Raw genomic sequence first — 12,840 nt, 5'->3', positions numbered from 1 at the left:
GGCGGGCGGTGTCGACCATCGTCCGTACCTGGAGACCGGTCTGGGCAGAGACGGGGACCCGGCGGGGGGCGTACGACTTCTCCAGTTCACGGCACCACTCGCGCACCAGGTCCGTGAGGCGGTCCGAGATCTCGGGACGGGTGTGCGCGAGGGCGCGGCGCATCATGGCGGCGGCGCGCAGCGGGATACGGCGCGCGGCGATACCGAGCGTCGCGAAGTGGCCCTGGTACGGGCTCTGTTCCTCCGTGGCCCAGGTGTCGGCGATCGACCGCGCCACCTCGATGAGTTCACGCGCGGCGTCGCGCAGCGGCGTCAGGTCCTCGGGGACGGCCGCGTCCCCGCCCACGCCGAGGGCGGCCGTCAGCTCCTCCGTGTGGCCCAGCAGCACCTCGCGCACCCGTGCCATCTCGCCCGCCGGGGCGGCCGCGGGCCGGGCGTCGCTCACCGCCGGCACGCACCAGGCGGGTGTCTCGATCAGCGCGGTGAGGGTGCCGTAGCGGCGGGGGTACAGCCAGGTGCTCTCGGCGACGAAGCCGCTCGGGTCGCGTTCGCCCGCGCCGTGGTCGCCGGGCAGCAGCAGGACGCCGGGCGGTACGAGTTGCCAGTCGGGGCCGTCGCAGGGGTGACGGTCCAGCGGGATGCGCGGCCGCGCGTGGTGCTCGTCGTCGGCACCACGCTGTGTCTCGCGTTCCTCGCGACCGTCACGCTGCCCGCCGACATCACCCTCTTCGCCCGTGCGCTGACCCGGCTGGCCCCGGCCACTCCGCCGCGCGGCGCCTGGACTCCGCGGCGGTCGTGATCGCCCTCGGCGGGGTCCACCTGCTGTGGGCGCGCACCTGGTGGCGGGGGCGCCGGCTCACCGGGGGACCATCCCGCCGGTGACGTCGACGAACGTGCCGGTGCTCATCGGACTGCCGTACGCGGAGGCGCTGTCGAGCGTCGCTCGCCGCCCCCGTCCCCGCCCCGGGTCCCGGCCCGTCGTTCACCGGTTCGCGGGGAGCCGTAGCGGCAGTCCGAACGCCGGGAACAGGTGCGGTTCGAAGGAGGTGATCTCCACGATGCGGTCGCCCTCGATGCGGAGTACGTCGAGAACCTGGGCGCGGTACACCGTCGTACCCGGGCGTCGCACATAGCCCCCCGCCGCGAGTCCGCCGTTGGCGCGGGCGGGAAGGTGGCGCCAGTGACCGAGGAACAGCGGGGACGCGGGGTCCAGGCTGATCCGCAGGAACTCGGTGATCGCGGCGTGGCCGACGAACCAGTACGGGTTCGGCGGCATGGTGAGCCTGATGTCCTCGCTGAGCAGGCCGGTGAACGCGCCGAGGTCGAGGCGTTCGGCGGCGGCCATGTAGCGCCCGAGGATCTCCCGCTCGCGGGCGTCCGCCTCGGCGGTCCAGTCGGTGCGGCGGGCGGGCAGACGGTCGCGGAGAGTGGGCCGGGCGCGCTGCAGGGCGCTGTTGACCGAGGCCACCGTCATCTCCAGCGCCTCGGCGGTCTCGGCGGCGGAGAACCCGAGGACGTCGCGCAGGACCAGGACGGCGCGCTGGCGGGCCGGCAGATGCTGGATGGCGGCCAGGAAGACCAGCTCCAGGGTCTCCCGGGAGACGGCGAGCGCGGCCGGCTGCTCCTCGGCCGAGGGCAGGTCCTCGTCGGGGTACGGCTGGAGCCAGGTGATACGGGCCAAAGGCTCGGCGGTGCCGTGGTTCATGCCGGGGATCGGCTCGTAGCGCTGAGGGCGGCGGGCCGTGCGCCGCTGGAAGTCCAGACAGGTGTTGGTGGCGATCCGGTACAGCCAGGTCCGCAGGCTCGCCCGCCCCGCGTAGCCCTCCCGCGCCCGCCAGGCCCGCAGGAACGTCTCCTGGACGAGGTCCTCCGCGTCGTCGTACGAGCCCGACATGCGGTAGCAGTGCACGCGCAGCTCACGCCGGTACGGCTCGACGAGCACGGCGAAGTCGCTCTCCCCGAGGAGGGCGTGCGCGTCGGACCGTCGCGACCCGGAGCCGCGCGTCATGGAGTCGTGGGTCACGGGGTCGTGGGTCACCGGGTCGTGCGTGACGGAATCCGGTGTGACGGAATCCGGCGCGGGGACGCCCGGTCCGGCGGTGGTCCGCGGGACGGGGGTGTGCGGCGCGACGGAGCCCCCGGCGGGCGTTTCTCCGGCGGACGTCTCTCCGGCGCGCGCGGCCGGTGCGCCCTGGGATTTCGTCACGGCGGACCGTGTGACGGAATCGTCCTTCGCGGTGTCCCGGGCGACCCGGGCGATACGGCGCAACCGTGCGACCGAGGAGGCCAGCTCGCTCACACCGGAGTAGAAGACGGACGGCGGCTGCGGCACCAGCGCCGCGACCTGCCGCCCGACCTCCTCGATCAGCCCGTGCACGGTGTCGACGTGTGTCGTTCGACGGTCCCGGTACGCCTTCTGCCGGCAGGCCGCGGAGCAGTACACCGAGCTCCGCCCTGTGCGCCCCGCCCGGTCGGGCAGAGCCTTTCCGCAACTGGGGCACACGGCATCGACGACCACGGGGACCTCCGGGCTTTCGTCATGCGGTACGACGTGACGGTATCCGTTGCGTCGCCCGAGGCGCTGCGGAAGCGCCGCACCCGTGGAATCCGGAAGGGGCGGGGCACCGGCCGGTGCCCCGCCCCTTCGGACGCGCGGTGGATCCGGGAGTCAGCCCTTGAGCTCGGCCGCCACCAGCTCCGCGATCTGGACCGCGTTCAGCGCGGCGCCCTTGCGGAGGTTGTCGCTGGAGACGAACAGCGCGAGGCCGTGCTCGGCGGTCTCGTCCGGCCGGATGCGCCCGACGTACGAGGCGTCCTTGCCGGCGGCCTGGAGCGGGGTCGGAATGTCCGAGAGGACGACACCCGGGGCGCCCGCGAGGAGCTCGGTGGCGCGCTCGGCGGAGAGCGGGCGGGCGAAGCGGGCGTTCACCTGGAGGGAGTGGCCGGAGAACACCGGGACCCGGACGCAGGTGCCGGAGACCTTGAGGGCCGGGATCTCCAGGATCTTGCGGGACTCGTTGCGCAGCTTCTGCTCCTCGTCGGTCTCGTTCAGACCGTCGTCGACGATCGAACCCGCGAGGGGGAGCACGTTGAAGGCGATGGGGCGCTTGTAGACCTGCGGCTCGGGGAAGTCGACCGCCTCGCCGTCGTGCGTCAGCCGGTCGGCCTCACCGACGACCTTCAGGGCCTGGCCGTGCAGCTCCGCCACGCCGGCCACGCCGGAGCCGGACACCGCCTGGTAGGTGGCGACGACCAGCGCCTCCAGGCCCGCCTCCTCGTGCAGCGGCTTCAGGACCGGCATCGCGGCCATCGTCGTGCAGTTCGGGTTGGCGATGATGCCCTTGGGGCGGTCGGCGATCGCGTGCGGGTTCACCTCGGAGACGACGAGGGGTACCTCGGGGTCCCTGCGCCAGGCGGAGGAGTTGTCGATCACGACGGCGCCCTGGGAGGCGACCTTCTCGGCCAGCGCCTTGGAGATGGCCCCGCCCGCGGAGAACAGCACGATGTCCAGGCCCGAGTAGTCCGCTGTGGAAGCGTCCTCCACCGTGACCCCGTCGAGGACCGTCCCGGCCGAACGGGCCGAGGCGAACAGACGCAGTTCCTCGACCGGGCCGATCGAGTTAAATGCAGCCCGCTCGACGAGGATCTTGCGCATGGCTGTGCCGACCATACCGGTGGCTCCGACGATTCCGACCCTCACGGCGACTCCCTTTGCGTGCGTTTCACGTGGTCCAGCGCTTCCATCATGCGTCTGACCCGGGTCCGCGTGTCCAATCCTTTCGTCGCGCCGCTCAAGACGTGGGACGCCGGGACACGCGCCGAGGTGCGCGATCCTGCGGCGGCCGGGCGTCCGGGTATGAGGAAATCGCCCGGCGACGCGGAGTGACCGCAAGCCGTACGGTGTGGGCGCCGTCATGGATTCGGGCCCGGTGTGACGTACGACTCGAACCGTGTCGAACGTTTTGGGCCGCACCGGCGTCGTAGGGGAAACGCGGGAGGGGAGGGGTGGCTGTGCTGCGCAGAAAGCCACGCCGCGCACCGGGGGCGGACGACCCCCTGGACGCGGCGCAGGAGCGCAGGGTGCGGGCGGTGCTCGCGCTCGGCGGCGTACCACAGGCGGACCTGCCGGACGGGGTGCAGCAGGTCCGGCTGCGACTGCTGGAGCGGGCCGCCAAGGGGGACGAGGCGCCGCGCGATGTGTCCGCCTGGGCGGCGGTCGTCGCCTCGAACCTCGCGATGGACTGGCACCGGGCCCGGCGCCGACAGGACCGGCTGGGCGAACGCCTCGCCTCGCTGCGGCAGTTGGAGCAGCCCTCCGACGAGGAGTCCAGCGTGCTGTCGCTGGCCGTCGCCCAGGGACTGGACGAACTGCCCGACGCCCAGCGCCAGGTCCTTGTCCTGCGGTTCTACGCGGACCTGCCCGTACGCGACATCGCCGACGAACTCGGCATACCCGAGGGCACGGTCAAGAGCAGGCTGCACACGGCGGTCCGCGCGCTGCGCGCCCGCCTGCACGAGGACGAGGTGGTGTGACGTGGCCGAGTACGAAGGTGTGGACGCGCTGCTGGCCGCGATCACGGACGCTCCCCTGCCCGAGGGCGCCGGCGACGATGTCGCGTTCATGGCCGAGCACCGGTCGGCACGCGAGGACGTGGACGTGCTCCGGGAGCAGCTGATCATCATCGGTGACGCGCTGGCGGACTCCGGGAGGGCGACCGATCCGGTCCGAGCGTCCCAGAAGGCCAAGGGGTCCAAGGGGTTCCGACGGGCGCGGAGGTCCGGGGACGGGCGTCCGGGGGGCACCCCGAAGAGGCGCTCCCGGCATCGTGGCGCCCTCGGCGTCGGCATCGGCGTCCTGGCGGCGGCCGCGGTCGCCTCGATGGTCGTCGGGATGGGCTGGCTGGTCGCGCACAGCGGGATGGGCGGAATGGACCAGGCCTCCTCCGGCGATGCCAAGGCGGACAGCGCCAACGCGTTCAGCGCGCCCGGCTACATCGCCTGCTCCCGGCTCATCGCGGAGGGCACGGTCGCGGAGGTGCTGCCGGTCCCCGGCACCGACCAGAGCCGGATCACCCTCGACGTGTACCACTACTACAAGCCGGCCAAGGGCGAGAAGGAGGTCACCTTCCTGATGGACCGGAACGTCGTTCCGCGGCTGCGCCAGGGGGACGAGGTGCTGGTCGGCATCCAGCAGCACGCCGCGACTCCCGACATCTGGACGACGGGGGAGAAGAAGATCGCCCGCGACCGGTCGTGGATCGTCAAGGCGCTGCCCGCGGCCCGGGGGATGAAGTGCGAGCGGTGAGGCGCGGCAAGGCCTGAGCGGCCCCCGCACGGCACGGCACACGAAAGGGCGGGCGCCCGTTTCCGGACGCCCGCCCCCCCATGTCCCGGACCGCTCACGCGGCCGGGGGTCACGCCGTTACGGCGTGACCTTCTCGATCTTCACGCTGCCGAGGCCCGCGACCGTGCCGCGCGCGTTCACCAGCTGGACCTGTCCGAAGAACTCGCGTCCCTCGGGCGCCGCCGCGGCGGCGATGACCGAACCGGACACCGTGGCCGAGGCGCCGGTCGCGAGCTTCACCGGGGTGGAGTCGTCGACCGAGACCGTGCCGAGCGCGGACGAGAAGAACACGTCCTGGTAGTCGTACGCGGTAGAGCCCGACGGGACCGAGTAGCCCGCGACCTCGATGGTGTACGTCCCGGCGGCGGGGGAGGCGATGGAGACGGCCTCCTCCGAGTCGCCGTCCGCGGACTGTCCGACGACGGTCCCGGCGGCGTTCTTCACCGTCAGGTCGAGGTCGGCGGCGTTGTCCGAGACGTTGCCGATGGCCACGTCGAGCGACGCGGCGCCCGCGGGCACCTCGACCGTGGTGGTCTGCGTGACGCCGTCGGCGATGGTCGGCCGCGCGTTCTTCGAGGAACCGAGCGGGCCGCCCTTCAGCTTGCCGTCGAGCGCGGCGAAGTTGTTTGTCACCTTCCAGGAGGCGGTGGCCGGCGTGCCGACCTTGGCCTCCGGGACGGTCACGACGGCCGGGTCGAAGGCCGCGCCGAGCACGGCGACATCGAGCTTGTACGGGTTGTCGAGCAGCGGCGACGTACGGCGCGCCTCGACCTCGATCTCCCAGACGCCGGGCTGCGGGTCCGCGTACGAACGCACGCCGGGGGCACAGCCGTTGCCGTCGAGGTAGTTGTTGTAGCAGTACGGGGTACCGGTGTTGTCGACCGGAACGCCGTACGGGTGGATCGCGATGAACCGGGTCTGGCTCTTGTCCTTCAGCCCGCCGATCGCCACCTCAAGGGACTTGGCGCCCTCGGGGACCGTGACGAAGTACGACGTGGTGCTGTTGCGCTGCACCGAACTCGACGCGGCATACGTGTACTTGACGGGAGACGAGACCACGACGGTCGACAGGATCTGCTTGTCGACGCCCTCGGTCCGCGGGTCGTCGACCTCGAGGATCGCGCTCTTGAGACCGGCCGACTTCGGCGCGGCCTGGACCTTGACGGTCACCGGCTGGTTGAGCGGGAGCTTGACCTCGTCCGAGCCGACGATCCGGAAGGTGCCGGCGGCGTTGTTCTCGAAGTACAGCTCGTGCCGGATCGCCCGGTCCTCGCCCGACGTACGCGTGATGGTGATGTCGTACGTCTTGCGCTGGCCCGCCTTGAGGCCGCCCTCGCGGTCGTACAGGCCGGTGCCGAAGCCCGGTGTCTTCAGCGCGAAGTCGATCGCGGTGTCGACCGGGGCCTTCACGCTGTATTCGTGGGCGGTGGCGCCGTCCTTGATGGAGGCCCAGGCGTCACCGATGTTGATGAGGCCCGCACCCTCCTCGTACGCCTGAACGCCCTTGATGTGGTCGGCGGTCGACGTCAGCGCGGTGCGCAGGGTGGCGGGGGTGAGGCTGATGCCCTTCTGCTTCGCCGCGCTCAGCAGCAGCGCCGAGGCACCCGCGGCCTGCGGGGATGCCATCGAGGTGCCCTGGAGCATCGAGTAGCCGGCCGGCAGGGTGTAGCCCGCCTCGGCGACCGGGGAGCCCGGCAGCCAGGTCTGGGTGGAGTTGATGGAGGCGCCGGGCGCGCTCAGCGTCGGCGTGAAGCCGCCGTCCTCACGCGGGCCGCGCGAGGAGAAGGGCAGCATCGCGTAGCTCTTCTCCACCTGCGAGCCGTAGTTGGACGCCCAGGTCTCCTTGGAGATGGTCGCGCCGACCGAGATGACCTTGTCGGCGAGACCCGGGTCACCGATGGTGTTCGCGCCGGGGCCGGAGTTGCCCGCGGAGATCACCAGCTGGACGCCGTAGGTGTCGATGAGACGCGTGTAGAGCTCGGAGCGCGCGTTGTTGCCGTCGTTGAGCGCCGGCAGACCGCCGATGGACATGTTGACGATGTCGACGCCGCGGTTGGCGACGAGGTCGATCATGCCCTCGGTGAGCGCGACGTTGGTGCAGCCGCCGGTCCAGGTGCAGGCACGGGAGGAGACGATCTTCGCGCCGGGGGCGGCGCCGTTCATCTTCCCGCCGAAGAGCCCGTTGGCCGAGGTGATGCCGGCGACGTGGGTGCCGTGCTCGGACTCGATGACGCCGATGTTGACGAAGTCGGCCTTCTTGCCGACCCAGGACCCGCCGAACGGGTCCATCGGCACGTCCTTGCGGATCTCCACGACGAACGGCTGCCGCTCGACGACGTCCGTCGCCGGGTTGTCGGTACCGAAGTAGCCGATCTGGAAGCCGTCCTTGTACGGCTTCATCGGCGCGTCGTCGGTGAAGTCGTTGTTGTTGTTCAGGTCGACGGTGGCCGTGCCCGCCGCCGGGTCGTAGAGCACGCCCCACGTGTCGGTGGTGTCACCGTCGCGGTTCGCGTCGCCCTTGGCGTCGCCGCCCGTCGTCGCCGACTCCCGGAACGTGCTGATCTCGTACGAACCCGCCGGGGCCGTCCACGTCTTGCCGCTGTACGTGAAGGTGGGCCCGGCCACGGGGGTGATCATCGGGCGCCAGGTCGCGTCGCTGTCGAGGATCGGGTCGGTCGAGGTGACCCAGTCGACGATCTTGCGCTCGCCGGTGCTGGTCTTCTGCAGCGCGGGGTGGCCCAGGTCGACACCGGAGTCCAGGATGCCGATGGTGACGCCCCGGCCGTCCGCCTTCGAGTGATCCTTGACGAAGTCGACGGCACCCGTCTCGAAGGACGGGTTGTACGGGTTCTCGGCGGGGGTGTTCTTGCCGGGGCCCGCGTAGGTGGCGGCCGTGGCGGTGTTGGCGCCGCGCTTGGCGGTGTCGGCGCTCGGGGTCGGGTCGTCCAGCGCGATCTCCTGGCGCAGGTCGATCCCGTGCACCGAGGACAGCTTCGCGGCGGCGGCGATGGCCGAGTCCGCCCGGCCCGTCGGGACGGTGGCCCGGACGTAGCCGAGCTTGTCGTAGGTGCGGCCCACCGAGCCGCCCTTGACCGCGTCCAGTTCCTTGGCGACCTGCTCGGTCTGGCCGGGAGCCGTGGCGATCATCATCGTGACGTTCTTGTCGCCGTTCGCCTTGGCCTCGGTGAGGAGGTCGGCGTCGGACGAACCGAGCTTGGCGGCTGCGGACTTGGTGCCCGGGTCGGCCGTGGGCGCACCCGGGTCCGCGGAGAAGGCCATGGGTATCGGCCCGGCCGCGGAGAGCGCGGCCACCAGGCCTGCGGCCACCGCAATGCGAGCCACGCGTCTCGCGCCCGATATCGGAGCGCGCTGAGGGTCGGAGGTCATCTGCATCCCTTGTAGGTAAAGGAACGAGCGTGGAACGGCCGGTTCCGGCGGTTAGTGCGGACCGGTCGCGTCAGTCCGGTATGTGAACCCGGATGACCGCTCAGCTTTACCCAAGGGACAGTTGTTTGGGGAGAGTTGACCGTGGCGGGATGAAGCCATGGCGCACTTCCGCCATGCGTCACGTCGGTGATAGCGCGCTATCGGCGGATATCCCGGACAGAGCGGATGTCTCGCTTTGTCGATTCAGCTCTCTTTTGTGCGCGCGTAGTGGCGGGACGCCTTCGCGCGGTTACCGCAGGCCGCCATCGAGCACCAGCGGCGGGTGCCGTTCCGTGAGGTGTCGAAGAAGTGCAGGACGCACGTCTCGTGGGCGCAGCGGCGGATGCGGTCCGGGGCGGCGTCCAGCAGCTCCAGGTAGTTGCGCGCGGCGAGCCAGGCCGGCCCCCAGGAGGGGTCGTCGAACTCGGGTGTCCCGCCCGGCCCCCGGGGGGTCAGGGTCAGCCGGACGCGCCCGTGCGCGAGGACGGCGTCGACGCGGGCGGCGGCCTGTGCCGGGAGCCGGAGGCCTGCGCCCGCCGGGCTCCCGTCGCTCTCGGTCCCGCCCTGCCCGTCGCCCGGCCCTCGGGGTGTGTCGATCGCCGCGCGCAGGGCGTCGCGGGCTTCGAGCGTGTGCCGCAGGACGGCGTCGTCGGCCGGGAAGTCGAGCCCGTTGCCCGCCAGCCACACCGCGAGGCCCTCGGTGTCGGTCAGCAGATCCCGTGCCCCGCCCTCGTGGTTCCAGCGGGTGTTGAGCAGGTCGAGCGAGACCGGTTCACCGGTGAGGGGGCGGGGGTCGGGACTGGTTGGCATGGCGGGTCTCCCTTCGCTGCTAACCGCTCAAGAGTAGGTCACCGGTTGACGCTCTCGATCCTAACCCTTAACCTCGATTACGAGGGTTAGCCTCTCCTGAGGTGGCCACCGGTAGAAGGGGACTGTCATGACTCCGCGCACCGGCCGCATCGGCCTGAACGTCACCGACCTCGACCGCTCGCTCGGCTTCTACCGCGACGTCCTGGGCTTCGGCGTGCGGTCATGACCTATCACCCGGGCTCGCGGGCGATGCAGGACCGCGTCGGCGTCCGCGAGCTCGCCGATCACGTGGGCCGGTCCATCGGGCAGGGCATCCGCCCGGTGGCCGCCGCCTTCCTCGAACAGCAACCGATGCTGGTCGTCGGCGCGGCGGAGCCGGAAAGCGGCGCGGAAACGGGAGGCGGCCGGGGATCCGGGACCGGCGCGGAGCCGGGAAGCGGCATCGGCACCGCGGGCGGTGCCACCCCGGGAGACGGTCGCGTGTGGGCCTCGCTGCTCACCGGGAGGCCCGGATTCGTGCGCGCCACCGGACCCCACCAGATCTCCGTCGTGGGCGGCCTCCACGCGGGCGATCCGCTCACGGCCGCGCTCGCCACCCCGGGTACGCCCGTCGGCACCATCGCCCTCGACCCGCGCACCCGCCGCCGGATGCGCCTGGGCGGCCGGGTCCGGCCGACCCCGCGCGGCTTCGCGGTCGAGGCGGACCAGGTCTTCGCCAACTGCCCCAAGTACCTCCAGAAGAGGGACGCGTACGAGACGGTCGGCCGCACGGCGGGCGTTCCCCGGCACGGCAGCGAACTCACAACTTCCCAGCGGGAGTTCGTCGAGGCCGCCGACACCTTCTTCCTCGCCACGGTCCACGCGCACGGCGCCGACGCGAGCCATCGCGGCGGCAACCCCGGCTTCGTGCGCGTCGATACGCCCGGCGCACTGAGCTGGCGCGACTACCCCGGAAACTCCATGTTCCTGACCCTCGGCAATCTGGTGGCCGACCCGCGCGCCGGTCTTCTGTTCCTGGACTGGACCACGGGAGCGGTGCTCCAACTGACCGGCACGGCCCGCACGGAGTTCACCGCCGACGGCGAACGGACCGTCCGGTTCACCCTCACCGAAGCCGTCGAGACGCCCGCCGCCAGCCCCCTGCGCTGGTCCGCCCCCGCGTACTCTCCGGCCAACCCCTGAACGGCGGCGACAGCCCCGGAATCACCTCCCCTACCCCGGAAGATGAACGCGGAGTGACCGCCCACGGGCCGTTCGGACAGGACTCCATGGACGCCCAGGGTGCGACAAGATCCACGTACGGTGATCGGCGCTGCCCGTTGCCGCCCAGTTAACGCGCAGGTCATCCCCAATGCCAACGATCCAGTATGAGCGGGGTGTTCACCAGTCGAGCGCCCCGCGGCCACTGCCGACGCGTTCGCACTCGGGGAGACCGCGCCATGCCGCGCATACGCTCTGTCGCCGACATACCCGCCCTCAACCGCCGTACCCTGCTGGCCGCCACCGGAGCGGTGTCCCTCTCCGCGGGGATCGGTCTCGCCCTGCGTCCGGAGTCCCCCGCGCACGCCGCGGTTCCGGCGCAGAGGACCGTCGCCGACTCCGTCGCCCACTCCAAGGCCCAGGCGGGCGCGGTCAGTCCGCAGGCACCGGCCCAGCTGGCCCCGTACACACGCGGCACCACGCTCAGCGGCGTCGCCGCCCCGCGCTCCGGCTCCTCCGGATACCACCGGCTCGGTGACGGCGCCGGCTGGAAGCGGGTCGTGCGCGACGAACTGGCCGCGGGCAAGACGGGCCGCGCCGACCGGCGCACCGCGCTCGCCGCGTTCGTACAGCTCACCGACATGCACCTGACCGACGCCCAGCACCCGCTGCGCCTGGAGTTCCTGCGCGCCCAGAACACGAGCGCCTGGCGTCCGCAGGAGACGCTGACCGTCGCGGGCGCGGTCTCGCTGGTGGAACGCGTCAACTCCCTGCGCGGAGCCCCCGTCACCGGCTCTCCGCTGCACTTCGTCATGACCACCGGGGACAACACGGACAACAACTCCAAGACGGAGCTGGAGTGGTTCCTCAAGGTCATGAGCGGTGGCCGCATCAGCCCGAACAGCGGCGACCCGCGGCACTACGAGGGCGTCCAGGCCAGCGGCCTCAAGACGTACTGGCAGCCCGACGCGGCCCTGCGTGATGCCGACAAGCAGCGCGGCTTCCCGCGTATCCAGGGCTTCCTGGAGGCGGCGATCCGCGAGCTGCGCAGCCCCGGCCTGAGCCTGCCCTGGTACTCCACCGTCGGCAACCACGACGCCCTCCCGATGGGCTGCTACGCCACGCGCGGCGACTCGTACCTCACCGAATTCGCCGTCGGCGGCAAGAAGCTGATGTCGGTCGGCACGGCGGAGAGCGCCGCGCTCGCCAAGAGCCTCAAGAAGGGCACCAGCCCGAAGGGCAAAGAGGTCCACGACCTGCTCAAGGCGCACACCCGGCAGATGCGCTCGGTCACGCCCGACGAGAAGCGTGCCCCGTTCACGCCCGCCGAGTACGTCAAGGCGCACCTCGACCCGGCGAACACCGGACCGGGCCCGATCGGCCACGGCTACTCCTCCGCGAACCTCGCGGCGCGCACGCAGTACTACACCTTCCGCATCGCCGAGGACGTCATCGGCGTCAGCCTCGACACCACCGACCCCGGCGGTCACTACGAGGGCTCCATCGGCACGGCGCAGTTGCGCTGGCTGGAGAAGACGCTGCGCGAGAACAAGGACGCGTACGTCGTCGTCTTCAGCCACCACACCAGCAAGACGATGCGCAACACCCAACCCGACCCGGCCCACCCGGCGGAGAGGCGGCACGGCGGGGACGAGGTCGTCGCCCTTCTCGCCAGCTTCAGCAACACCCTGGCCTGGGTGAACGGCCACTCCCACAAGAACCAGATCACCCCGCACGCCGCCCCCGGCAACCGCTCCTTCTGGGAGATCTCCACCGCTTCCCACATCGACTTCCCCCAGCTCGCCCGCGTCATCGAGCTGGTCGACAACAAGGACGGCACGCTCTCCCTGTTCACCACCCTCGTCGAGTCCGCGGCCCCGCACGCCACGGACTTCTCCGACCTCACCCAGACCGGCCTCGCGGCGCTCTACCGCGAGATCTCCTTCAACACGCCCGGCGCCCGCACCGACCTCTCGGGCACCTCCCGCGACCGCAACACCGAGCTGATCCTGAAGAAGGGCTGAAACCGGCCCAACCCGCTCCGGCCGGGCAACCCGTGA

Annotated in this window: 9 protein-coding genes and 2 pseudogenes; 6 read left to right on the top strand and 5 right to left on the bottom strand. The window is 71.5% G+C overall.

The window, feature by feature from the left end:
- A pseudogene (locus ABZX90_RS04090) lies at positions 1–445 on the bottom strand (3-hydroxyacyl-CoA dehydrogenase); the annotation flags it as partial.
- Positions 446–559: 114 nt separating this feature from the next.
- On the opposite strand from ABZX90_RS04090, the gene ABZX90_RS04085 reads away from it, so the two are divergent.
- Positions 560–799 carry a hypothetical protein gene (locus ABZX90_RS04085; RefSeq protein ID WP_355201286.1) on the top strand — a complete coding sequence of 80 codons (240 nt, stop codon included), beginning with the start codon at positions 560–562 and terminating at the stop codon, positions 797–799.
- Positions 800–982: 183 nt separating this feature from the next.
- On the opposite strand, the gene ABZX90_RS04080 is transcribed toward ABZX90_RS04085, so the two are convergent.
- Positions 983–2,443, bottom strand: coding sequence for a sigma-70 family RNA polymerase sigma factor (locus ABZX90_RS04080; protein ID WP_355201284.1), 1,461 nt, complete (start codon positions 2,441–2,443; stop codon positions 983–985).
- A gap of 225 nt (positions 2,444–2,668) precedes the next feature.
- Positions 2,669–3,700 carry an aspartate-semialdehyde dehydrogenase gene (locus ABZX90_RS04075; RefSeq protein ID WP_351119760.1) on the bottom strand — a complete coding sequence of 344 codons (1,032 nt, stop codon included), beginning with the start codon at positions 3,698–3,700 and terminating at the stop codon, positions 2,669–2,671.
- 305 nt (positions 3,701–4,005) lie between these two features.
- Here ABZX90_RS04075 and ABZX90_RS04070 point away from each other — a divergent pair, with 305 nt between their 5' ends.
- A complete protein-coding gene (locus ABZX90_RS04070; RefSeq protein WP_355201282.1) occupies positions 4,006–4,533 on the top strand; it encodes a sigma-70 family RNA polymerase sigma factor in 528 nt (175 codons plus the stop codon).
- Position 4,534: 1 nt separating this feature from the next.
- A complete protein-coding gene (locus ABZX90_RS04065; protein WP_355201280.1) occupies positions 4,535–5,305 on the top strand; it encodes a hypothetical protein in 771 nt (256 codons plus the stop codon).
- A 117-nt stretch (positions 5,306–5,422) separates the two neighbouring features.
- On the opposite strand, the gene ABZX90_RS04060 is transcribed toward ABZX90_RS04065, so the two are convergent.
- Both ABZX90_RS04060 and ABZX90_RS04055 read right to left on the bottom strand, forming a co-directional pair.
- Positions 5,423–8,731, bottom strand: coding sequence for a S8 family serine peptidase (locus tag ABZX90_RS04060; RefSeq protein ID WP_351119751.1), 3,309 nt, complete (start codon positions 8,729–8,731; stop codon positions 5,423–5,425).
- A 243-nt stretch (positions 8,732–8,974) separates the two neighbouring features.
- On the bottom strand, positions 8,975–9,580 hold the full coding sequence (locus ABZX90_RS04055; protein ID WP_351119748.1) for a CGNR zinc finger domain-containing protein: 606 nt from the start codon (positions 9,578–9,580) through the stop codon (positions 8,975–8,977).
- Positions 9,581–9,707: 127 nt separating this feature from the next.
- Between ABZX90_RS04055 and ABZX90_RS04050 the strand changes: the two are divergent.
- The 3 genes and pseudogenes from ABZX90_RS04050 to ABZX90_RS04040 all read left to right on the top strand — a co-directional run.
- Positions 9,708–9,791, top strand: a pseudogene (locus tag ABZX90_RS04050) (VOC family protein); the annotation flags it as partial.
- Between the two features lie 11 nt (positions 9,792–9,802).
- Positions 9,803–10,762 carry a pyridoxamine 5'-phosphate oxidase family protein gene (locus ABZX90_RS04045; protein ID WP_351119745.1) on the top strand — a complete coding sequence of 320 codons (960 nt, stop codon included), beginning with the start codon at positions 9,803–9,805 and terminating at the stop codon, positions 10,760–10,762.
- A 257-nt stretch (positions 10,763–11,019) separates the two neighbouring features.
- Positions 11,020–12,804: a TIGR03767 family metallophosphoesterase gene (locus ABZX90_RS04040; protein ID WP_351119742.1), complete on the top strand. Its 1,785-nt coding sequence runs from the start codon at positions 11,020–11,022 to the stop codon at positions 12,802–12,804.
- Positions 12,805–12,840 lie beyond the last annotated feature (36 nt).

It is taken from the genome of Streptomyces sp. NPDC002935, from assembly GCF_040611295.1.
In the GTDB taxonomy this organism is placed as follows: Bacteria; Actinomycetota; Actinomycetes; order Streptomycetales; family Streptomycetaceae; genus Streptomyces.
Note: the sequence above shows the minus strand (reverse complement) of the source record. Positions and strands in the feature narration are given on the sequence as shown.

Excerpts from the sequence above, each read along its gene's own strand:
- ABZX90_RS04060 (WP_351119751.1), bottom strand. The coding sequence starts at position 8,731 with ATGACCTCCGACCCTCAGCGCGCTCCGATATCGGGCGCGAGACGCGTG.
- ABZX90_RS04055 (WP_351119748.1), bottom strand. The coding sequence starts at position 9,580 with ATGCCAACCAGTCCCGACCCCCGCCCCCTCACCGGTGAACCGGTCTCG.
- ABZX90_RS04045 (WP_351119745.1), top strand. The coding sequence starts at position 9,803 with ATGACCTATCACCCGGGCTCGCGGGCGATGCAGGACCGCGTCGGCGTC.
- ABZX90_RS04040 (WP_351119742.1), top strand. The coding sequence starts at position 11,020 with ATGCCGCGCATACGCTCTGTCGCCGACATACCCGCCCTCAACCGCCGT.